This window comes from Paenibacillus sp. FSL R5-0914 (genome assembly GCF_038004525.1).
Classification (GTDB): domain Bacteria; phylum Bacillota; class Bacilli; order Paenibacillales; family Paenibacillaceae; genus Paenibacillus_AQ.
Genome location: NZ_JBBORH010000002.1, coordinates 1 through 22,956 on the forward strand (window position 1 = coordinate 1; position 22,956 = coordinate 22,956).

15 protein-coding genes and 1 pseudogene are annotated in these 22,956 nt (G+C 44.1%); 12 read left to right on the plus strand and 4 right to left on the minus strand.

The window, feature by feature from the left end; all coding sequences use genetic code 11:
• Together MKX60_RS16055 and MKX60_RS16060 are read left to right on the plus strand one after the other, a co-directional pair.
• Positions 1–254: pseudogene (locus MKX60_RS16055) on the plus strand (5,10-methylenetetrahydrofolate reductase); the annotation flags it as partial.
• Positions 255–614: 360 nt separating this feature from the next.
• Positions 615–2,603 carry a translation factor GTPase family protein gene (locus MKX60_RS16060; RefSeq protein WP_341060330.1) on the plus strand — a complete coding sequence of 663 codons (1,989 nt, stop codon included), beginning with the start codon at positions 615–617 and terminating at the stop codon, positions 2,601–2,603.
• A 15-nt stretch (positions 2,604–2,618) separates the two neighbouring features.
• Here MKX60_RS16060 and MKX60_RS16065 read toward each other — a convergent pair whose 3' ends face one another.
• Positions 2,619–2,957 (minus strand): winged helix-turn-helix transcriptional regulator, encoded by a 339-nt coding sequence (locus tag MKX60_RS16065; RefSeq protein ID WP_341060332.1) that lies wholly within the window; start codon positions 2,955–2,957, stop codon positions 2,619–2,621.
• 152 nt (positions 2,958–3,109) lie between these two features.
• On the opposite strand from MKX60_RS16065, the gene MKX60_RS16070 reads away from it, so the two are divergent.
• Complete coding sequence (locus MKX60_RS16070) at positions 3,110–4,021, plus strand: DsbA family oxidoreductase (RefSeq protein ID WP_341060334.1); 912 nt, start codon at positions 3,110–3,112, stop codon at positions 4,019–4,021.
• 146 nt (positions 4,022–4,167) lie between these two features.
• Here the strand turns inward: MKX60_RS16070 and MKX60_RS16075 are convergent, their stop codons facing one another.
• A complete protein-coding gene (locus MKX60_RS16075; protein WP_341060336.1) occupies positions 4,168–5,064 on the minus strand; it encodes an AraC family transcriptional regulator in 897 nt (298 codons plus the stop codon).
• Between the two features lie 141 nt (positions 5,065–5,205).
• Here MKX60_RS16075 and MKX60_RS16080 point away from each other — a divergent pair, with 141 nt between their 5' ends.
• From MKX60_RS16080 to MKX60_RS16100, 5 genes are all read left to right on the plus strand, one after another.
• Positions 5,206–5,826 (plus strand): sugar O-acetyltransferase, encoded by a 621-nt coding sequence (locus MKX60_RS16080; RefSeq protein WP_341060338.1) that lies wholly within the window; start codon positions 5,206–5,208, stop codon positions 5,824–5,826.
• Positions 5,823–7,175: an MATE family efflux transporter gene (locus MKX60_RS16085; RefSeq protein ID WP_341060340.1), complete on the plus strand. Its 1,353-nt coding sequence runs from the start codon at positions 5,823–5,825 to the stop codon at positions 7,173–7,175. The genes MKX60_RS16080 and MKX60_RS16085 overlap by 4 nt, the downstream gene beginning before the upstream one ends.
• Before the next feature lie 28 nt (positions 7,176–7,203).
• Complete coding sequence (locus MKX60_RS16090; protein ID WP_341060342.1) at positions 7,204–7,587, plus strand: VOC family protein; 384 nt, start codon at positions 7,204–7,206, stop codon at positions 7,585–7,587.
• A 12-nt stretch (positions 7,588–7,599) separates the two neighbouring features.
• The gene (locus MKX60_RS16095) at positions 7,600–8,247 is read left to right on the plus strand and encodes a sugar O-acetyltransferase (protein WP_256721566.1); all 648 of its coding nucleotides are present in this window, start codon (positions 7,600–7,602) and stop codon (positions 8,245–8,247) included.
• 190 nt (positions 8,248–8,437) lie between these two features.
• On the plus strand, positions 8,438–8,920 hold the full coding sequence (locus tag MKX60_RS16100) for a DinB family protein (protein WP_042186968.1): 483 nt from the start codon (positions 8,438–8,440) through the stop codon (positions 8,918–8,920).
• A 132-nt stretch (positions 8,921–9,052) separates the two neighbouring features.
• Here MKX60_RS16100 and MKX60_RS16105 read toward each other — a convergent pair whose 3' ends face one another.
• Both MKX60_RS16105 and MKX60_RS16110 read right to left on the minus strand, forming a co-directional pair.
• The gene (locus tag MKX60_RS16105) at positions 9,053–10,663 is read right to left on the minus strand and encodes a response regulator (RefSeq protein ID WP_341060344.1); all 1,611 of its coding nucleotides are present in this window, start codon (positions 10,661–10,663) and stop codon (positions 9,053–9,055) included.
• 30 nt (positions 10,664–10,693) lie between these two features.
• On the minus strand, positions 10,694–12,472 hold the full coding sequence (locus MKX60_RS16110; RefSeq protein WP_341060346.1) for a sensor histidine kinase: 1,779 nt from the start codon (positions 12,470–12,472) through the stop codon (positions 10,694–10,696).
• A 352-nt stretch (positions 12,473–12,824) separates the two neighbouring features.
• Between MKX60_RS16110 and MKX60_RS16115 the strand changes: the two genes are divergently transcribed.
• The 4 genes from MKX60_RS16115 to MKX60_RS16130 all read left to right on the plus strand — a co-directional run bounded on the left by MKX60_RS16115 (position 12,825) and on the right by MKX60_RS16130 (position 22,853).
• Positions 12,825–14,168: an ABC transporter substrate-binding protein gene (locus MKX60_RS16115; RefSeq protein ID WP_341060348.1), complete on the plus strand. Its 1,344-nt coding sequence runs from the start codon at positions 12,825–12,827 to the stop codon at positions 14,166–14,168.
• 72 nt (positions 14,169–14,240) lie between these two features.
• Positions 14,241–15,179 carry a carbohydrate ABC transporter permease gene (locus MKX60_RS16120; RefSeq protein ID WP_341060350.1) on the plus strand — a complete coding sequence of 313 codons (939 nt, stop codon included), beginning with the start codon at positions 14,241–14,243 and terminating at the stop codon, positions 15,177–15,179.
• 15 nt (positions 15,180–15,194) lie between these two features.
• Positions 15,195–16,034: a carbohydrate ABC transporter permease gene (locus tag MKX60_RS16125; RefSeq protein WP_081392974.1), complete on the plus strand. Its 840-nt coding sequence runs from the start codon at positions 15,195–15,197 to the stop codon at positions 16,032–16,034.
• 156 nt (positions 16,035–16,190) lie between these two features.
• A complete protein-coding gene (locus tag MKX60_RS16130) occupies positions 16,191–22,853 on the plus strand; it encodes an S-layer homology domain-containing protein (RefSeq protein ID WP_341060352.1) in 6,663 nt (2,220 codons plus the stop codon).
• The last annotated feature ends 103 nt before the right edge of the window (positions 22,854–22,956 follow it).

Sequence of the window (22,956 nt, forward strand, 5' to 3'; positions counted from 1 at the left end):
GGTTGGGGATCAGTATCCCGGGATGGTTAGAAAACGAGTTGAAATACTCGAACGATATTTTGGATAAATCCATTCAGCTATCTCAAAAAATATTTGAAGAACTATTTGAGTTCGGGCTGGAGAAGGGAATTCCAATTGGATGCAGCATTGAAAGTGTTTCAACAACTAAGTTGGAAATTGAAGCATCCATTCAGCTTGCTAAAGATGTAAAGGCATTTCTAGATAAAAAGCTGTTGAGTCTAGAGAGTAGATGATTAATTGTTTTAAGGAGATTAGAAATATTAACGTTATCGCATTGAATTTTCTAACAGTGAATTCTCGTTTAAAATGAAAAACCACAAAAACTTACTATTCATTGAGCCGGTAATCCTTTCTGTTAAGGGTTACCGTTTTTTTATAAGTTAATAGGGACATGATCATCATCTCAATAGCTTGTCTAGTGTCTTTCTTGCATATTATTCTAGCTAAATCCTTCATCGAGGATGGTTATGTCATTGGATAATATGGATCTTCGGGCGTTACCGCATGCTGTCGGTGGTGAGAGATTCTGTACAAGCTACTAGATTTCGGCTACGATTCTTATATAACAGATTGACTGAATGGATGGTAGAAATATGTATTGTAAACTGTCAGAAGCATCACCAATCACCATCGGACTGCTAGCACATGTTGATGCCGGCAAAACCACCTTCGCAGAGCAGCTCCTATACCATGCTTCCGGAATTAAGACTCGGGGGAGAGTCGATCATCAGGATGCCTTTTTGGATAGTCATGAGATGGAGCGGGCACGGGGGATAACGATTTTTGCTGACCAGGCGGTGATGAAATATAACGAACAATCGTATCAGCTCATTGACACACCGGGGCATGTCGATTTTTCAGCTGAGATGGAGCGCGCTTTACAGGTCATGGATTATGCGGTAGTCATCTTAAGTGCTGTGGAGGGCATTGAAGGGCATACTGAGACGGTCTGGCAATTGCTACAGGAATATGGCATACCCACTTTTATATTTATTAACAAAATAGATCGTACCGGTGCTGACGTCCAGCGTGTGCTAAAAGCGTTAAGACAGCAATTTTCGCTGGATATGTTGTATTTGGCAAAAGGTCTAGATCAGAGCATGCTGCCTGAAGAGGTCATTACTGCCGTTGCTGAGCGAGATGAAGCCTTGATGGAGGCATATCTCGAAGACAACATTTATCCTGGGCAGGTATTGGCTACGCTGAAACAAATGGTTAAAGAACGGGTGGTTTTTCCCGTTATGAGTGGAGCAGCTCTATTGGATCAGGGGATTGCGGAATGGATGCAGACGATGCAACTACTAATGGAATCGACTTATGAAGTAAACGCAGTGTTCGGGGCACGAGTATATAAGGTGCGTCATGAGCTGCAAGGCACGCGACTGACTTTTATGAAGATATTAGCTGGAAAATTACGGGTACGGGAGGATCTCTGCTATAGCACTTCAGAACATGAGGAGTTAAGCCAGAAAATCACTTCTATTCGTATCTATCATGGGGGGAAATATACTTCATGCGATGAGGCCTCCGCGGGACAGCTTGTTGCCGTTACGGGCCTAACTGATGCAGCCATTGGACTGGGTATAGGTAATCATTCAGATCAAGTAGAATCTCGTCTTGTGTCAGCGTTGAAATCCAAAGTTGTATTCAATTTGGGGATATCATCCAGAGAAGTGCTACGCTATTTCATGATCCTGCAAGCCGAAGACCCTACGCTGCAAGTGACATGGGAGGACAAGCTGGAGGAGATTCATGTTCATGTGATGGGAATGATCCAGCTAGAGGTACTTCAGCAGGTGGTGTTAGACCGTTTCCAGCTCAAGGTATCGTTCTCCAAGCCAGAGATATTATACAAAGAGACGATCGCAGACATTGTGATTGGTTGTGGGCATTTCGAACCTCTTAAGCATTATGCAGAGGTGCATCTCCGGCTTGCGCCTGCGAAACGTGGTGAGGGAATTACATATCGCAGTACATGCCATGTGGAGCAGCTCAGCACAGGGTATCAGCATCTCGTCGGTCAGCATTTACTTGAAAAGGACCATCGTGGAGTTCTTACCGGCTCTCCCGTCACCGATCTGTATATAACGCTTTTAACCGGGGCGGCGCATCAGAAGCACACTCATGGCGGTGACTTTCGGGAGGCGACACTGCGGGCACTGCGGCAGGGATTGGAGCAAGCGAACAAGATTCTACTGGAACCCTATTATCAATTCAAAATCAAAGTCGATGCAGAGCTTATCGGACGCGTAATGTCTGATATACAGCTGGCCCATGGTGAATTTGACCCGCCAGAAATGCTAGGTGAATCGATGTTTATTCAGGGACGTGCGCCTGTCGCGACGTTCATGTATTATGCAGTAGAGCTTGCATCATTCACGAAGGGCAAGGGAGCAATCTCGATGAAGTTAGGCGGTTATCAGCCATGTCATAACCCGGAACAGGTCATCGCAAGGATTGGATACGACCGCAGCGCTGATCCTGAGTACACCTCCAGCTCTATGTTCTGTGCAAAGGGAGCGGGATATAGCGTTCCTTGGGATGAAGCGCCTTCGTATATGCATTTGGAGATTCAGGAATAGGAGTGAGAAAGCATTCTAGGATTTATCCTTCACCCCAATATTTCTTTGTCCCCATTCAACAACGGATTCAATTAAAGGCACTAATTCTTTTCCAGATGAAGTCAGAGAATACTCAACTCTTGGTGGCACTTCGTTATACTGCTCCCGATGAATGATTCCATATTCTATAAGATCCCTCAGTGAGTTGGTTAAGGTAGTCCCTGTTATTCCATGCAGTCTTCTTTTTAACTCGTTATAGCGTATGTTGTCGTTCTCACTAAGAATGGCTAGGATCGGGAGGTTCCACTTTCCGCTGATTACATGGAATGCGAAGGTTGCAGGACATAATTGATCAAGTCTAAATTCGTATTTCATACATAACTCCTGTCCAATAGTATTATTAAAGATACTTAGTATTAAAAATAAACGTACTTGTTTGAATTTGTATTGGTATTATAATACTCCCATACAAAGAACTTCTACAAGAGGGCACTTTCTTTGATTCTCCAGCGAAAGGTGATTTATATATGAATAATTCAAATATGATGTGTGACCTTAAAACCGGTGTCTGTGGGCCAGGGGATGAAGAGCAAATGGAAATAATCGACTTTAATCTACAGTCCCCCAAAATCACACTTTACTATGCAACAGATCCGATCTGTTCCCACTGTTGGGCGCTTGAGCCGGTACTCAATCGTTTTATTCTGCAGTATGGTCAATATTTTAATGTGAAGACGATTATGGGTGGTTTGCTTTCTAGCTGGCATGGTTTTGCAGATGTCTCCAATGGCATTCAACAGCCTTCAGATGTTGCGGAGCATTGGAGAGAAGTCGGTTTACATTCACGTATGCCTATCGATGGTTCTTTATGGAAAAACAATCCGATTCATTCTTCGTACCCGCCATCTAGAGTATACAAGGTTATACAAAATATATATCCGGGTAAAGAAAATGAGTTTTTGCGTCAGGCAAGAGAAGCTGTATTTGCCTTCAATCAGAATATTGGAGAGGAGAAAACATTAGTTGATATAGTCAACAACATTGGGCTAAATGGCGAAGAAATAGTGGCGAATGCTGCTCTTGGGTCGGCACAAGATTTGTTAGAGCAGGATTTTGAGTTAGCAGGTAGACTTGGTGTACGTGGATTTCCAACCATTATCTTGGTGAATGAAGAAAATAAAGGTGTTAAAATTGTGGGGGCACGATCATTAGAAGCCTATGTCGACGGACTTCAACAAGTTTACAATGGTGATGTAAAAGCTGAAAATGTTCCACCTCTCTCTGAACTTATCAAGGAAGGAAACATTTTGTTCTCCAAGGAAATTGAAGTGTTGTATGATATTGAATCTAGTGATATGGAGTCATTTATAGCCACGGAAATGATAGAGGGGTCATACAGTATTAAGCATGTTTTAGGTGAATCATACGTTGTATCTTAATTATATTGAAAGAAGCCAATAACCCAAGATATCTTTGGACTTATTGGCTTCTTTGGCATTTGCTTTGATAAACCAAATAGAGGAGAAAATAATGGGAAATGATAAATTAAATATCGGAATGATCTTGGGAAGCACACGTCAATAAGCTAATTTGAACGGGAAGGTGTTCGAGATTTCTTTCGGTAATTCTGAGGCGTCAAACCAGTCTCATTACGAAAAACTGATGAAAAATAGCTCGCACTTTGAAATCCGCAGTTCATCGCAATTTCACTAATCGATCGATTAGTTCCTACCAGCATCTCGGAGCTCTTTTGAATACGATATCGCACTAGGTAAGTATTAGGCGTTTGGCCAATGTATGTGCCAAACAACTCGCAACATCTGCTCCTGCAAACAGACCCAGCGGTAGCGATGTCATTCAGGGTTACTCTAAGGTCAAAATGATGATGAATAAATCCTGTCATTTTCCAAACGGCAATCCATGACTGGTCATCATTTATCTGCCCAGGAACCCTCTGTATATGATCTCCGACGTCTGCACAAAGTGATGTAGCCAGTGAAAGAAGGCGTAGTGGGTTGCAAGGAATGCTGTTCATTTCTTCATAAATCCGATGTAAGGAATGCAGGATTTCCTTTCCCCACGTGCTTTGCGAAGTAATCATAATATAGTCTTCAGTTTTAGAACCGAATTTCTCGTCCCAATATACTTTGCCTACATGTGTGTTTATTCCGAGTAGTGAAGGATGGACAGCAACGACAATGAATGTACAATCCAATTTATTGGTGGAGAAACCATAATGCATACGCTTGCTATTAACGAATATTCCGTTACCTCGTTCAATCAGTACAATTTCTCCGTTTACAAAATACTCCATCTCCCCATCTAGTACTAAAATAAATTCCAAGTCCGGGTGCCAATGGCATGCTGCTGCATATTTATCGAAATGATTAAGTGCTCCTTTTCGTACGTATAGCGGAAAATCAGGAAGATTATAATTTAGTTCTTCCGATAAATCAGAGAATACTTCCAGCTCTGCACTCACAATCACATCTCCCTCAAACAAAATACGATTTTAATAGAATTATATTTGATTTCGGTGGATAGGACTACATAGAAATTATACAATTTTGATATTGCTCGACAATAATACAAAATCCAAAAGATATTATAAGGAGCCAGAAATATGACGATGAGAGAACGTATTGCCTCCGGTAAACTATTTACTGATTACTGTGAAGGACTGCCTGAAGACAGACTACAGGCAAAAAGAAGAATGCATGCCTTTAATATAACAGCGCCAGATAATCTAGAAAAACGTACACAACTCATGCAAGAGATATTTGGTAAAGAAACAAAGGTGTGGATCGAGCCGCCCTTTTACTTTTGCTATGGTACGAACATTGAGATTGGAGATGGAACGTACATTAATTTTAATTGTAATTTTGTTGACGACACTAAAATTATTATCGGAAAAAATGTTATGTTCGGTCCATCTGTAACGATTGCTACAGTGGGACATCCAATCCATCCAGATTACAGAGGATATATGTATGCTGATCCGGTGAAAATTGAGAACAATTGTTGGATCGGGGCGAATGTTACAATTTGTCCAGGGGTCACAATTGGAGAAAATACCGTTATTGGTGCCGGCAGTGTTGTAACAAAAGATATTCCGGCTAACTCTATTGCTGTTGGTAATCCATGCAGGGTGATGCGCACCATTAATGAACACAACCAAAAATACTATTACAAAGACAAAGAGATCACTAAGGAAGATCTGGATGAAGAAGCACGTTTGAGATGAGAGATAAGCATTTCAATCGTCAATTGCTTAATTTGGTCATTCCGATTGCTTTACAAAACCTCATTTCATCGTTAGCCGTGACAATAGATATATTCATGTTAGGTTTTATAAACCAGTCTACAATGTCTGCTGTATCGTTGGCTGGGCAAATTACATTTGTTTTAACACTGTTTTACATGGGATTGGCAGCAGGTGTAGGGATTTTGACTGCACAGTATTGGGGAAAGAAAGATTTAATGACAATTGAACGAGTCTTTAGTATTGGATGTACGATGTCTATTATTATATCCGCTATCTTTTTTGGGATATCGCTGTTGATGCCGGATCAATTAATGCGATTTTTCACAAATGACGTCGAGTTAATTCAATATGGATCGAGTTTCTTGCGAGTGATCTCGTTCTCCTATCTGATAAGCGGAATATCTCAAATGTACTTTAGTGTCATTAGAAGCATGGAAAATGCCCGTGTGAGTGCCCGGATCAGTTCTATGTGTCTTATATTGAACATTCTCTTGAATGTAATAAGTATTTTCATACTTTATCCGGGTAATTCAGAAAAGGCTATAGTGGCAGTTGCTTTCTCTACAGTTTTGGCACGTATCGTTGAATTTGGTTGCTGTATCATCTACTCGATCAAATCAAATATAAAGTTTAGGTTACCTTTACGTGACATGGTTCAGCGTAATTTGATTAAGGATTTTTTGAGGTATACACTACCCGTCCAAGGAAATTATATTGTTTGGGGATGCGCATTAACTGTGACATCTGCAATTATTGGACATATCAATGCAGATATGGTCGCTGCAAATTCAGTTGCCTCGGTCGTTAAGAATCTGGTCATTGTATTATGTGGAGGTATTGCAAGTGGTGGCTCCGTACTTGTTGGTAAATATCTAGGCAATGGCGAAATTGAAATGGCTAAAAGAGCTGGGAAAATATTAAATGTATATGCTATTTTGTTTGGCATTGTTGCAGGTATTACTTTGCTATTACTGAAGCCTATAGTGTTTCTACTTGTTAATTTGGATGATCAAGCACAAATATATTTGAGTGGAATGCTTCTTGTCTGTGCTTATTGTTGTATTCCGAAATCGATAAACTCCACGACGATTGGAGGAATATTTGTTGCTGGAGGAGATTCTAGATTTGGCTTTTGGTGTGACACGATTGTAATGTGGGGCATCATATTACCATTAGGATACATGAGTGCGTTTGTGTGGCATCTCTCCCCTCTAACGATATTTATTATCATCAATTTAGACGAGGTTATTAAAGCCCCGATTGCCTTAATGCGTTATTTTAAATTTAAATGGCTTAACGATATTACGAGGAATTATGTTCGAAACTAATACATATAGGGACGGAAAGGAGATTTTTATGAAAATTGAACATATTGCTATGTATGTACAAGATTTAGAAAGCTGCAGACAATTTTATAGTCAATTCTTTAATGCGATGTCAAATCAACAATACCATAATCCCAAAACGGGATTAAGAACCTATTTTCTCACGTTTGAGGGCGGCGCGAGATTGGAGATTATGAGCAGACCGGATATGGTAGAAGGAGTTCATGATCTCTTGCGGACGGGCTTAACTCATTTAGCTTTCAGCTTAGGCAGTAAGGAACAAGTCGATCTACTAACCAAGCAATTGGCAGAAGCGGGATTTAGAACGTTAAGTGGACCACGGACCACAGGTGACGGATATTATGAAAGCAGTATTTTAGGGCCAGAAAACATTCAAATTGAACTAACTGTCTAAAAACTAAAAGAGGTGAACAATTTGACAGAAGAAGAACGAATATTCAAAGGGATATTATACAATCCAGGTAACATAGAGCTAAAGCGTAAAAAGCTTCTCGCCCACAATTTGAGTAGTCAATATAGCCGAACATTTGAGGATCAGACAGAGGAGCGGGAAGCGATATTGTCACAGTTACTTGATAGCATAGGGGAGCATTGTTTTATCCAGGGTCCCATTTTTTTTCATTATGGTGTTCATACAAAAATTGGTGATCATTTTTTTGGAAACTATAACCTTACAGTCCAGGATGATGCACAGGTTACGATAGGTGATCATGTGAGTTTTGGACCTAATGTAACCATCGTTACGCCTATTCACCCATTCGTTGCCTCCGAGCGTAGACAAATGCTTGATCAAAATGGTGATGCTGCGTCTTTATGCTATGCTAAGCCTGTTAGCATTGGTAACGATGTTTGGCTCTCAGCAAATGTAACGGTATGTGGAGGTGTTACGATTGGTGATCGATGCGTAATAGGTGCAGGTAGTGTCGTGACTCAGGACATCCCAGAAAATTCTTTTGCTGCAGGTGTACCGTGTAAGGTGATCCGTAAAATAACCAATCAGGATAGCATGCGCCATAAACCGGAAATACTTTCAGATTGCGATATAATCGAGTAGAAATGTAGCATCCCAAACCATAGACCAGATTTTATTATGCGAAAATCATGAATACTCCGAAAGTCCCCTTTTTCTCAAGTTAAGTGAAAAATATGATGGTCCTTTATTTGTAACAGGCCCTGTGACAGGTTATAATTTAATTGGTATGACTAAATAATCGTTATTTAACGACCAATAAAGGGGATTTCAAATGTACAGAACAGTTCAAGATTTTCTAGGAGAATGGGCAAGCGCTTCTGCAGGGACAATTCGCGTTCTTGAATCACTTACCGATGACAAATTAGATCAGGTAATTGTTGAAGGTCACAACTCATTGGGATGGTTAGGTTGGCACTTGGCAACCTGTCCGATGTTTTTTGGTGGTCAGGTAGGGTTAACACTTACTCCAGTAGGCAATCCGAAGGAAGTTCCGGCTCATGCGGCTGTGATTGTTGAAGCGTATAAGAATATCGCGGCTAATATTGCTTCTGAGGTTGAGAAATTAACGGACGAGCAAATGGTTGAGAGTGTACAGACCTTTGCTGGATTAATGCCTCGTGGTGCAATGCTTAGATCGCTTATAGATCACCAGACACATCATCGTGGTCAAATGACTGTTCTCTTACGTCAAGCAGGTCTTCGTGTACCTGGCGTAATTGGTCCTACTAGAGAAGAACAAGCTCAAATGAAATAGTTACTTGTGTTTACGATAAAAATCTCGTTTCTTAGACATTTGTCTTGGAAACGAGATTTTTTGTTGTCGGACGGAGTGTCACTATTATTGCTAAAGAATGCTGTTGCTTTTTGGAGGGGCCGGCGATCACTATCAGCCTGCTTCAATTTGTTGCATATATTCTCTGGGTGAGATCCCCGTCACTTTCTTGAAGACCTTACTGAAATAGAAGGCACTTTCATAACCGAGTTTTTGGGAAATTTCGTAAATACGACCTTCACCGCGCATCATCATTTCCTTGGCCGCAGTGATTTTAGTCTCCGTGATATATTCTACATAATTGACCTTAGCGACTTTGGAGAACAGATGGCTCAAATAGTTTGGACTGAAATTGAAGACATCTGCTACTTGATTCAGTGAAAGCTTAGTGCCGAGATTTCTTTTGATGTATTCCTGGACATTTTTGACGATTTGTTCTTTATAGCTTTGTCTTCGAGTAGAGAGAATTTCCGAGCAGCCATCACGGAACTGAATCAACCAGCCGGCGATCTCTTCGATTGTATGCATCTGATAGATGGCCCGGTAGCCTTCCGGTTCATTTTCAAAGATATGCTCTACAATGTTTTCTCCATCCGCAAGAAGCGAAGTGGCCATATACAGAATATTGCAGGCAGCATCGGTGGCGGGCACCAGTAAGTCAGGTCGGTCTTCGAAGATTTCAATCATTTTGGAGATGATGGTGTATAAAGCAAGGGTATCTAGTTCTTCAAAAGCACGGCGGATCTCCGAACGAGATTCAGAGAAATCAAACAACGGATGTTCCTGCTCTAGAGGTTCATTCTCATCGAAGAAAACAAAAGACCGTTCTTGCACGGCAACTGGCAATGCCTTTCGAGCTGCTAGGTAGCTCTCCCGCATTAAATAAGGGTCCTCGACGGCAAACCCTATGGCACCAATAATCGTTACATTGAAATAGTTATGTAATACGGATGCCATGTCGGTAAGTTGCTTCTCAATGTCAGACATCCAGTGACGGGGATCGACTTCGGGGACAGGTAGAGCAACGGCGAAATTACGTAAGTCAAGACTGGTTACATAACAGGGTTGTATAGAAGTAAGCGTATCCTTTGCCATTTGCACAGTGCTTGAGCATAAGGCAACCAGCTTATCTCCACGGGGAGGAACAGTGTCTGGGCCCAGAATGCGGCAAGTACAGACTAGGTAGGCGGGCTCGGAAAACTCTAACGCCAAATCCTCTTTCTGCAGGAGATACTGGTTCTTATTCTCGAACAGGTTATTGAACAGACGAATGAAGAATTTATCACGCTGCGCCTGAAGGTTGCCACGGTGAACCAGCTTTGGGTAGCTTTCCATCGTCTGGTAACTCTCTAGAAAGGAAATAGCCTTTCGGATGGATTCGGCCAGTGCTTCCGGAGTGAGTTCCAGCTTTACTAGATAATCCGTGGCCTGCACCTCTATAGCTGCGCGTGCGTATTGAAATTCTTCATAACTAGTCAACATAATGAATAGCGGAAGTCGACCATATTTTTGGCGTATCGAAGCGGCAACCTCTAAACCGCTCTTAATTGGCATTTTGATATCGCTGATTACGATGTCCGGGCGGAGAGTGTCAATCATCTCTTCTTCTTGAGCACCGTTGTGCGCGATACCGACAATCTCTATATTATATTGCTCCCATTTTAGCATAGACTGCAAGCCGATACAGACAAGAGCTTCGTCGTCGGCAATTAATAATTTAATCAATTTGACCACATCCTTGCTAGATTTGCCATTCTACTCTTTTTGTATAAATGGTAGAAGGATTTTCATTAGAGTATACTGGCCCATTTCACTCTCAATCGAAAGACCGTAATTCTCCCCAAAGGCTAGCCGTAAACGCTCATTTACACTATGGAGTCCAACGTTCTCGAAAACTCCCCTAGTTCCATCCTCCGAATCACACAGAATGGTGGAGATTTGTTCTTCCTTCATGCCTACACCATTGTCTTCAATCGTGACCAGGATATCGGCAAAGCCGCTTTTTTTCACCGTGATGAGAATATCTCCTCTACCTTTGGGCTCGATGCCATGGAAGATAGCATTCTCAACCAGAGGTTGTAACGTGAAACGGGGAATCAGGCCGGAGAGTAGTTCCTCATCTTCAATTTCCTTCACCATCGAGACTGTACTGCCATACCGGTATTTCTGAATCAGAAAATAGTCATCGAGCAGGCTTAACTCATCATTCAGTGGCATTAGTCTCCGGTTGTCTTTGGCGATGCTTCGCAGCAGTCTGGAGAGTGAAGTAGTCATTTCTGCAATGCCGGTAGCATTCTGAATCGTAGCCATCCATTTGATCGAATTCAGTGTGTTGTACAAGAAGTGGGGATTGATCTGACTTTGCAGCATCCTGTACTCTAGCTCCTGTTTCTGCTTCTCGTCAGCGAGCCTGCTATCCATGAGCGCAACAATGTCCTGTGATAGGCGGTTGATACCTCGACCAACATCACCTAGTTCACTGTTCCATTCGATATTGCGGTCCAGCAAGAAGTTGCCCTGGGCAATCTTATCAATTCGCTTCTTTAATTTCTCTACCGGGAGACTGATGTTACGGGTTAAGTACAAAGTAATAATGCCGCTTAAGACGATGACTAGTAAACAAACGCCAAGCATTACCAGAATCCATATATTTGCTTTGGGAGCGAATTGATCATTGGATAAGGTCTGCGACAGAATCACTCCACTCCGCACGGGATAAGAGACCACAATTTGGCTTTCTTCATCCTCCAGCTTGATCATGGACAGCTCGGTTTGTGGACCGACAGGCTTATCATCGGTGTAGGCCACAGGTTCATATGGCGTAGTCATTGCAGTCACTTTATCGCCAATGAGCTGATAATGATGATTGCCGAGCGTCAGCAGCATTCGGGAGTTCTTTGGCAGGGAATACCCCTTCAACTTGTCGGTAATTAAGGAGGTATTGGCGAGTAAGTAGACCGTTCCAATCCGGGCAGCCCCATCTCCGTAAATAGGTAGAACAAAAGGAATTCCGTTCGTGGTGGAGAGCGGGTCCTTAATTACTTGTTCCCACTGCTCCACAGCATCTTTATTTAGTCCGGGAATTTGACCTATATTGTGTACAGTAAGTGGAATTGAAGTGCTGACGGAATTATCCACCTGCAGGAACTTTCCGTTGTTACCCGTAACAATCAAGCGGCGGACATAGCTATTGGAGCGATTGATCCGAAAGTCCTCCTGCATGGAGTTAAATACATTAACAGCATCCTTGGCGCTTGCCTTTGGAGATACAAAATAATTAGTGAGTAATGTATTGGTGGACGAGTTGGTGCTATTGGTCATCGCTAATGAGGAGAGATTAATCAAATCTTGTTCAATAATATGGGAAACTAGCTGCAGGTTGAACTCAGTCGCCTGGATGGTTGTTTTACGCTGATAATAGGTAATCAATTCATAGCTGAAAAAGGATAGCAGAGCGGCGATTAGTAGCGCAAAGATGGTCATGATCAGAATAATGCGGCTCTTAATGGTTGATTTTCTTACCGTATTGAACACTCCTCTACAAAATGCAGAAAAAATATAAAGCGGTTTCAAAAATATCTTTCAATTAATGCATGTTCAAAGTTAATCTTCTATTTATAATATGCTTAACTAGTTTACCGATATCCATATTAACACCATAGCATATTCCTGTGATTCCATACAGTGGACGGCAGAGGAGCTGAGAAAATTACATGTTTTAAATAGGATTTTACAGGTTTGAAGCAAGGAGGAAGAGAAGAACAAAGAAAAGTGAATGAACTGAGTTTGAAAATACATGCCATTCTAGATGGGAAAGTCTTAAACTTTGAAATAGATCGGATGAGCCGATCAGTGTAAACAATCAGAAGGAAAAGGGGATTTTTATATGAAATTGAAAAGATTCTATGGCATGACTTTTGCCACAATACTCTCCCTAAGTGCGCTAGCCGGATGTTCCGGTAATAACAACAACGAAGGCAGTGCTGCAACAGCTGCTCCAGAAACGGGCAATACTGCAAACGCTTCCGCTGAACCGAAACAGGACCCTGTGACCTTGAAATGGGCATTGTGGGATTGGGAAGCCACAGCATACTATCAGCCGTTGATCGATGCCTATAAAGCTGAGCATCCGAATGTAACGATCGAATATGTCGATCTTGGTTCCACCGACTATATGACAATGCTAAGTACACAGTTGTCCGGTGGTGCAGATCTGGATGTTCTTACGATTAAGGATATTCCTGGATACTCAAACCTTGTGAAACAAAATCACTTGGAGCCGCTCAAGGGATTCATGGGAGACAAAAACATTGATCCATCTGTCTATGGCGGTACTGTAGAACAGATCGAAGTGAACGATGAAGTGTATGCGCTTCCTTTCCGGAGTGATTTCTGGGTTGTCTACTATAATAAGGACTTGTTCGATAAAGCGGGAGTGGAGTATCCAAGTAATGATATGACATTCGACCAATATGATGAACTTGCTAGAAAAATGACCTCCGGCAGCGGTTCTGAAAAAGTATACGGAGCCCATTATCATACTTGGCGGAGCGCGGTTCAATTGTTCGGTATTCTTGACGGTAAGAACAACGTTGTCGGTGGAAACTACGATTTCCTGAAGCCAACCTATGAACGGATCTTGAAAGAACAGGAAGATGGTATCGTTATGGATTACGCCACACTAAAGACTTCAAGCACGCATTATTCCGGTGTGTTCTACAACAATTCCGTTGCGATGATGAACATGGGCAGCTGGTTTATAGCGACTCAAATTGAAAAGGTGAAGAGCGGCGAGTCTCAATCAACCAACTGGGGAATTGTGAAATACCCTCACCCGGATGGTGTGGAAGCCGGTACAACACTGGGTACAATTACTTCCCTGGCTGTAAATCAGAAATCCAAAAATAAAGAAGCGGCACTTGATTTCATGAACTTTGTGACTGGTGAAGAAGGTGCTAAGGTCATTGCTTCCACCGGAACCATTCCAGCGATTAAGAACGATGAAGTTATCAGTTCCATTACTTCCATTAACGGTTTCCCTACGGATGATAACAGCAAAGCGGCACTGACTACGGTTCAGACGTATTTGGAAATGCCAATGCATGAAAAGAGTGCGGACATTGAAGTAATTCTAAACGAAGCCCACGATAACATTATGACCAAAAACGCTTCGATCGACGAAGGCTTGAAGGATATGAATACGCGCGTACAGCAGCTCTTGAACAATTAACCTGAAGAGAGTTGGTGAATTCTAAGGGCGGGTGAAAGCCCGTCTTTTATAGAAAGGTTTGGAGGAGAAAGAATGCAGAACGAAACCATATTGGATACAAAAAAAATCCCTAAACGTCATTTGTCAAAAGGTGTCCGGGAAAACCTGGTAGCGTACAGCTTCATTGCGCCGAACTTTATCGGATTTGCCGTGTTTACACTAGTACCCATGTTTTTCGCCTTTATCCTAGCTTTTGTGAAATGGGATGGGGCCAATCCAATGAAATATATCGGATTGGACAATTTCACCCGGCTTATTAAAGATACAACATTTCATAAAGCATTATGGAATACCATTGTTTACACTATTGGCGTAGTACCGTTCACCATGATTGTTGCACTGGCGCTGGCTATTTTGCTTAATCAGAAGATCATGGCCCGCAATTTCATGAGAACCGTATTCTTTTTCCCATATGTGGCATCCTTGGTAGCCGTTGCTGCCGTATGGAACTTTATCTTCAGCCCTACGATGGGGCCGATCAACAATATTTTGCATACCCTTACCGGTATCCCACTGGAGGATCTTCCCCGCTGGGCGGCGGATAAACAGTGGGCGATGTTCACAGTAATACTGTTCACTGTGTGGAAAAACATGGGTTATTACATGGTCATTTACTTGGCAGGTCTACAGGGGATCAACCCTGAGTTGTATGAGGCTGCTGAACTTGATGGTGCTAACGCCTGGAGAAGATTCCGCAATGTGACGGTCCCTCAACTGGCGCCTACATCCTTCTTTGTGCTGATGATTCTAGTCATCAATTCGTTCAAAGTCTACGATATTTTTATCAACCTATTTGCCGGCGCTGATAACCAGTTGAACGATTCTACAAGGGTTATGGTTTATCAAATCTACAATACGGCGTTCCGTTCGCTTGATTACGGATATGCCAGCGCCATGGCCATTGTATTGTTTCTGCTGGTACTTGGCATCACCATCGTCCAGTTCCGCGGCGAGAAGAAATACGGACAATAGGAGGATTCAAAAGATATGGTGGGTACAAATAAAGGAATTAGAATCGGCACGATGGTGCTAGTGTATATTTTGTTGTTTGCTACGGTGCTCTGTATGCTTGTTCCGTATATATGGATGTTGTCATCTTCGCTCAAGCTGAACAAGGATGTGTTCTCGTTCCCGATGCAATGGATTCCGGCGAATCCGCGCTGGGGAAATTTCGTGGATATCTGGACCCGTATTCCACTGGACCGCTTCATTTATAACACGGCGAAATTATCAATTATCGTAACGATTTTGCAGCTATTGACTTCAAGTTTTGCTGCGTATGCATTCTCCAAACTGCAATTCAGAGGGAAAAATGTTTTATTCCTTGGATATATCGCTACGATTGCGATACCTTGGCAGGCATATATGGTGCCGCAATTTATCTTGATGCGTTACATGGGACTTAACAATACCCATCTGGCAATCATTCTATTGCAGGCATTCTCGGCTTTCGGAGTATTTCTGATGCGCCAGTTCTATCAGGGTGTCCCAGATGAATTATGCGAGGCGGCCCGAATCGATGGCTTGAGCGAATATGGGATTTGGGCGAGAATTATGCTGCCACTATCCAAGCCGGCTTTGTCCACCTTGACGATTTTTACCTTTGTTGCTACTTGGAATGACTTCTTGGGGCCGATGATTTATTTGACGGATACGAAACTCAAGACTATACAGATTGGACTACGAATGTTCATTTCGCAATATTCCGCCGAGTACGGTCTGATAATGGCTGCAAGTGTGGTTTCCATTATTCCGGTTGTGATTGTTTTCTTGGCACTTCAGAAGTACTTCGTTCAGGGCGTCGCAGCATCTGGTATTAAAGGCTAGACAGGTTTGAACCTGGCAGTTGCACTTTTCGCATGCTGCCAGTTTTTTTTAGCTTATCAATGAAATGAATGCGCTTTCTTTGTTTGCTGGGCGATAAAGTCAAATCAAGCATGAAACATGCCGAGAGACCATTTATAGCAAAAGGAGGATTAAAGAATGAGCAGAAAACACTCCGTTAGAAAAAAGCTATTCTCAATGATGATGACCACTGCGCTTGTAGTTGGAATGTTTCCGGCACTCCATATGCCATCTGTATCTGCGGCTACGGTGGATACTATTTTCGCAGCCGCCTTTATGGGGGCGAAGACATCTGCTGACACTACTTTGCCTGCTAGCATTGACATTGGAGGCCAGTCTGCGACTGTGAAATGGAATATAGGTGAAGATACCTTTGCCGTTCCTTATGACACAGTGACAGTCACGGGTACAGCGAATGGTGGGCCGGTTGTTGCCAATGTAGAAGTTATTCCACCTTCAAGGAATCCATTGGTTTACTTTGTGGATAGCGGCAGAGGGGGCGATTCCGTAGGTAATGGTCCTACTTCTTCGCCACTGTACGAAGCAGTCAATACGCTGTCCGGTAGCGCGTTGCTCAACCAGTCACCAGATCAGAAATATATCAGCGGAACGACTGCCTGGGGATTTGATGATTCCATAAACAAGGTGAAGAACTCCAAAGACGGAGGACTTACCGATCCTGCAACTGATCCATCCATATGGACAGTAGGACTTCGTGCCGACCCTACTAGCAATCATATTGTATATAAATTAATGGCTCCAGAAGCTGGAACCTATACACTCAGTAGTGGTTTCCATGATTGGTATGGCAGCCGCACTCGAGTAATACAGCCTCAGATCGAATATAAGGATACAAATGGTGTAACAAAGACGATCTCGTTTGCACAATTCAATACTAATGTGACTCCGCTTATTTCCGGCGAATTCACTATTCCCGGTGATATCGACGCTAGTAGCCCTATGACATTGACCTATGCCTATGTTTCCGGTGAGAAGCCAATCTTGAGCTGGTTCGCCGTTGCCAAGGGCGGGATTCAAAAAGAGATCGAAGATGCTCGGCAGAACGCAGCTTCCATGGTCAAGGTTCTACTCGACGGCAACGATATTAAAGCGGACAATGTCAACGGCCTAACGTTCAAGGGATTTGGCGTACTAAGTGCCAACAGCACCAGTGCCCTGTTGATGGATTATAAGGCTGAGCATCCGGAAGCTTACGCAGAAATGTTGCGGATTCTGTTCGGTGGAGAGCATCCCATCATGACGCATGTGAAAATCGAGATGGGCAATGACCGTAACAACTCTACCGGCCCGGACCCGGCTACTATGCGTACGGCCGATGAAGAAGCCAATGTCACTAGGCATCCCGGATTCCAGCTTGCGGCTGACGCCAAGGCTACGAATCCGGATCTCAAGGTCAGCATCCTGCGATGGAGTGCTCCGGCCTGGGCAAGCAACAACGATAAAATCTATACCTGGTATAAAGATACAATTCTTGCTGCTTACCGTGAGTATGGCTATATGGTCGACTACGTCAATCCCCATATCAACGAGCATACGCCGGATTTGACCTGGACCAAACAGTACGCTGAGCGTGTTAAAACAGATAACGAAGGTTTTGCAAGCCCAGTAGAGCAAGCGCTCTATAACCAGATCAAAGTTGTGATCTCTGATGAAGTAGGGATTGGTTCATTTGGCGGCAGTATGGTAAGCGACGCTTCTCTAAGGGATGCGGCTCCGATTGCCGGATATCACTATAACACTGACGACGACAGCGCAGGCAATTTCAAAAAGCTCGCAGAACAATATGATATTGAAGTATGGAACAGTGAGGCGCAGTCCACCTTCAGTAACTCTGCCTTCCGTCCCAACAATAATGTGAAGGACCCTACAGTGGAAGGAACCGGCATCGGCGGTGTTGGCAGTCCACTGGAGATGAGCAATACGATTATTAAAGGATTCGTCAATTCCCGCCGGACGCACTTTATTTATCAGCCGGCCATCGGCTCCTTCTACGAAGGTGGACAATATTCGTTTAAGGAACTACTTAGCGCACGTGATCCGTGGTCGGGATGGATTCATTATGATGCAGGTCTTGTTGCTCTGCAGCATTACAGCTGGTTCGCCAATGTGGGCTGGGAGAACGAGGATAATACGGCAGGGATTTGGAGAGCAGTTCCTAAGGCTAGCTCCACGGGTGCGACAGGCACTAACCCTGTTAGCGGTCGCAACGGTTCTCCTAGCTATATGACGCTTGCTTCACCTGACAGAAGCGATTTTTCAACCGTTATCGTGAACGATAGCGAATATGCCAAAACCTATAAGCTTCAGACGGTAAATATGAACTTTGTGGGTAATCCCTCATTGGAAGTATGGGAGACTCGTGCAGCAGACGCGGGCGAAGCTTTCAACAGCAATTATATGAAATATCTCGGGGATGTCGCTGTTGATGGCAGTGGGGTTTATACCATTCATGTCAAACCATATTCGACATTGACTGTGACCACTCTGAAGAACAAGGACAATGAGGCGTATCAAATACCGTTACCTGTAGAAGGCGACCGCATCGTGCTTGATACCGACGCCACAGGGAGGATTCAAAATACAGCGGACAATATCCTGTATGCCGATGATTTTGACTACTCGAATCAATCCGTTGTGAAGATCGGGGCAGGTGGGCAGAATGCTGGCACCCAAAGTTATATAGAATCCCGCGGCGGCTCTAAAAGTGTGATACCGCGCTATACGCATGACCGCAACGGTGCATTCGAAGCGTATCTTCCGGACGGCTCTGACAACTATGTTCTGCGCCAACAGCTGGATACGGAAATTATGGGGCTGGGTGGCACTTGGAACGGTGGAGATCCCGTAACAGCTATAGGTGATAACCGGTGGACAAATTACAAGGCCAGTGTAGATGTTTCGTTCGAGACGAACAGTACGCAGGGCGGAGCCAATTATGCTGCGATTGGCGCACGGTATCAAGGAGGCGGCAGCTCTCACACTATAAACGGCACACCTTATGTACTGAAGTTCTGGTTTGACGGAGGTTGGCAGCTGCTGGTCAATAATAGCGCAGTAGCGAGTGGCAATGTAGTGAGCGGTTCCGGTGGAGTAAAGCTGGATGGATTTAACACCGCACATGATGCCTGGCATAACATTGCCATTCAGGTTGCAGGCGATAAAGTGACTGCCTATTTGGACGATGTGAAACTGGCTTCTTATACTGATCCGAACCCTGAATTGTCTGGTCGGGTAGATTTAGCCAGTGGATATTATCATGTTCGTTTCGATAATCTGAAGGTCGAGACGATTGACGGCTATACGCCATACTATTCCGAATTACTGGATAATCTTGAAATGTATGATTTGGCTGCTACACCAAACCCTAAATTAAAATACGGCGGTTTGTGGAGTCATCAAAACGGGGCTGGTATGTATATTTATCAACGTTCCCTATCTACCAGTCAAGGTGCAGCTGCTACGATGGAATATTCTTTTGAAGGCACCGGGTTAGATATTCTGGGACCGAATAATGGATCGGCTAAGTTAGAAGTGACTGTTGATGATGATATTGTCACACTGTCAGCCGATACGATGGCCTCTAAAGAACTCTACCAAACGTACACGCTTCGCGGACTTAAATATGGACAGCATAACGTTCAGATAAAGGTATTAAGCGGTACTTTGGTAGTGGACGCGGTGGCCGTTGTTTCCGGTGAAGTAAAAGGTGCAGCGGACACAGCTGCTCTTCAATCAGCGGTAATAGCGGCGAAAGAAGTTACCAAACTGGATGAATATTCGGATAGAGACTGGCAGCTTTTTGCAGCCGCACAGAACACCGCCCAAGAAGCACTAGACAATGCTGCTGATTTCAGACTGGATCAGGAAGGAGCTGTGCAACTCGCGGGACGTCTGATTTCTGCCCAGAACCAATTGACAACAGGGGATATACGGGAGCTTGCTGCTCCTCAGGATATTGCCACTTATGTCGGGAAACTGCCGAATCTTCCAGATAAGTTGGAGGCTACCCGAGAAGATGGATCCAAATTGCAGGTGTCTGTGAAGTGGAATTTAGACGCGGTCAGCTTCAACACACCCTATGAAAGAGTAGCTGTAACCGGCACTTATGGCAATCTAAAAACCACTGCTAATGTGGAAGTAGTGCCAGAAGGTCTCGTGTACTTTTTGGATGTCGGTGTTTCGGCGGATGTCGTCACACCACCCTATACGGTGATCAAGAATTTCGTGGGCGACAGCCTTCTGAATAGCACCGCGGATCAACTATCAACAGGCGCTGTGTGGGGTCATATCAATACAGGGGCAAATTATAATCTCAAAGGGCTTGGCGGTGCCGTGGTTATCACGGATAAAACTCAGACAGGTGTCTACAGCTCGAATACAAAGAATACACCTCTGATCTACACCCTCCCTCTGAGCGCAGGAAAGTACACGATTACATCGTTCCATCGGGACTGGTGGAATATGAGCAACCGCACGATGGATATCACGCTTAGCTACACTGATGCTGAAGGGAAGACAGTGAACGAAACGGTCAAGACCGGTGTACTCGCAGGTCCTAATGGCGTCACGATCACTCATGACTTTACGCTACCGGTGAGCGGCGTCGTGAAATATTCGATAAACAATACGAATAGTCAGGCATCTGTGATCAGTTACTTAGCAGTGGCGAAGGACAGGGTCAGCATTGTCAATGAGCAGGCTGTAAACGAGGCTAAAAGTATTATAGAAGGTGCTGCATATAGCGTGCAGAAGGAAACAGCTAACAGCGAAGATGGAGTCCGGACCTGGCTGCTCCAAACGATGAACGGTTTAATCGGGTTCAGTGATACGGGGGTTACGATGGGTGATATCACCCTATCTTCGTTCCAGGAAGCTACTGATGACACAGCCGGCAGCTTCAGCTTCACAGTATTACTGAACAAGGGCGAGGCGAAGGCAGAAGCTGCGGCCAGCGGAACGATTAAGCTATCGGAGCCAGATATGAAGCAGCCGGAGATTACCTTGATAGGTGAAGCCATAGTCAACCTGCAGATCGGTTCTGAATATACGGATGCAGGAGCCACTGCGTATGACGACCAAGACGGTGATATCACAGACCGCATCAATACAACGGTCAGCAGTGAAGTGTATGGTCTGACTGAGTTAGATACAGCGCAAGCGGATATCTACACCTTCCATTACAATGTCAGCGATGACGCAGGCAACACGGCTGCGGAAGTCACCCGAAAAGTAATCGTATCGGAAGATCCAGATGTACTGAAGCCGGTCATTACACTGCTTGGTGAACCATCTGTTCAACTGGACAATGGTGCAAGCTATACAGATGCCGGAGCCACCGCAATGGATAACCGCGATGGCGATATTACAGAACGTATTGTGGCGACGATTACGAAGGATGGGAATCATACGGAGACACTAGATACCTCATCAGCAGGCACTTACATTTATCATTATAATGTGAGCGATTCCGCGGGCAATACGGCTGTTGAAGTTATAAGAATAGTTACAGTGGGAGAAGCACAGCATCCGCCGACTTCAACACCAACGGTAGAACCAACACCGACAGTTGAACCCACAGCAAATCCTACACCGACACCTGTACCTGAAGTAACCTCAGGGCCGGTGTCGACCACAGCACTGATGGTATCGCCAACACCAACACCGCTGCCGCAGACCACGCGGATTCTTAACAGTGACGATTTCGCGGCTCCGGTTGGAGGGGGAATAACAGTTCAGATCACAGAAGCTACTGATTCCGTTCTGCTTCCTGTGGGAGTGTCAAATATTGTCGGAGTGAACACGCTGCGTCTCGTATGGAATACATTTGCTATCCAACTGACCCCAGAAGCGCTAAAGAGTATCCAGGAGAAAGCTGCAGGAGGTCAAGTTGATGGAGCACGAATCAAACTCTCGGCCGTGAAGGCATCAAGAGTTGCCGTGGAACAGCTTATGAATAACCCAGCTGTCAACGGCTCGGTTCAGTTCTCTGCTGCAAGTGATGTAATTAACTTCAGTTTGGAAGTTATTAGTACGAATGACACTGCCGTACCGGTAGCCCGTTTTGACAAGCCACTGACGCTTACCTTTATAGTAGATTCAGATTCCAATCCTAATTTGCTCGGCATCTACAATATAGCCGGGAACGGAGCTCTTGAATTTATGGGCGGAACGCTAGCTGATGGAAAATGGAGTACGGAAATACAGCATTTCAGCCAGTTTGCAGTCCTGGAATATGACAAGACATTCTTGGATGTCAGTACGGATAGCTGGGCTAGCGATGTTATTAAGATAATGGCGGCTAAACATATTATCCAAGGTATTTCCGATACTGAATTTAATCCGCAGGGGAAAGTGACAAGAGCACAATTCGCGACCATGATTGCAAGAGCACTAGGCTTAGAGGCGGGAAGTCATTCAACGTTTGTTGATGTGGACTCCAGTGCTTGGTATGCCGAATCCATTGCAGGCGTAAGCGAAGCGGGTATTGTGCTCGGACGTAGTTCGGATTCATTCGCACCGGACCGCAGCATTACCCGCGAGGAAATGGCCGTAATGATCGTTAGAGCTTATGAATATTTACAAGGCAGCAAGGTAAATGAAGTTTCCGCAGGCTCGTTCAGTGATTATTTCCTGATTCATGTCTGGGCACAGAAATCAGCAAGTTTCGCTGAGCAGGCAGGGCTGATAAAAGGACGAGGCAATATGCAATTCGCACCGCAAGAGATGATGACCCGTGCCGAAAGTGCGCAAGTCATCGCCAATCTGCTGGGATATTTGTAAGCCGCACTTCCATGAACCTGGCAGCTGCATTTAGCGGGTGCCAGGTTTTTTTATAAGTTCAAAGAAGGGTTTATACAATTGCGAGGCGTCGATAAGTGGCAAT

What these genes read in the sequence shown, in the direction of transcription:
- MKX60_RS16085 (WP_341060340.1), top strand. Translation starts at nt 5,823, where the DNA reads ATGAGAGATAAGCATTTCAATCGTCAATTGCTTAATTTGGTCATTCCG.
- MKX60_RS16125 (WP_081392974.1), top strand. Translation starts at nt 15,195, where the DNA reads ATGGTGGGTACAAATAAAGGAATTAGAATCGGCACGATGGTGCTAGTG.
- MKX60_RS16120 (WP_341060350.1), top strand. Translation starts at nt 14,241, where the DNA reads ATGCAGAACGAAACCATATTGGATACAAAAAAAATCCCTAAACGTCAT.
- MKX60_RS16100 (WP_042186968.1), top strand. Translation starts at nt 8,438, where the DNA reads ATGTACAGAACAGTTCAAGATTTTCTAGGAGAATGGGCAAGCGCTTCT.
- MKX60_RS16065 (WP_341060332.1), bottom strand. Translation starts at nt 2,957, where the DNA reads ATGAAATACGAATTTAGACTTGATCAATTATGTCCTGCAACCTTCGCA.
- MKX60_RS16080 (WP_341060338.1), top strand. Translation starts at nt 5,206, where the DNA reads ATGACGATGAGAGAACGTATTGCCTCCGGTAAACTATTTACTGATTAC.
- MKX60_RS16090 (WP_341060342.1), top strand. Translation starts at nt 7,204, where the DNA reads ATGAAAATTGAACATATTGCTATGTATGTACAAGATTTAGAAAGCTGC.
- MKX60_RS16130 (WP_341060352.1), top strand. Translation starts at nt 16,191, where the DNA reads ATGAGCAGAAAACACTCCGTTAGAAAAAAGCTATTCTCAATGATGATG.
- MKX60_RS16115 (WP_341060348.1), top strand. Translation starts at nt 12,825, where the DNA reads ATGAAATTGAAAAGATTCTATGGCATGACTTTTGCCACAATACTCTCC.
- MKX60_RS16070 (WP_341060334.1), top strand. Translation starts at nt 3,110, where the DNA reads ATGAATAATTCAAATATGATGTGTGACCTTAAAACCGGTGTCTGTGGG.
- MKX60_RS16060 (WP_341060330.1), top strand. Translation starts at nt 615, where the DNA reads ATGTATTGTAAACTGTCAGAAGCATCACCAATCACCATCGGACTGCTA.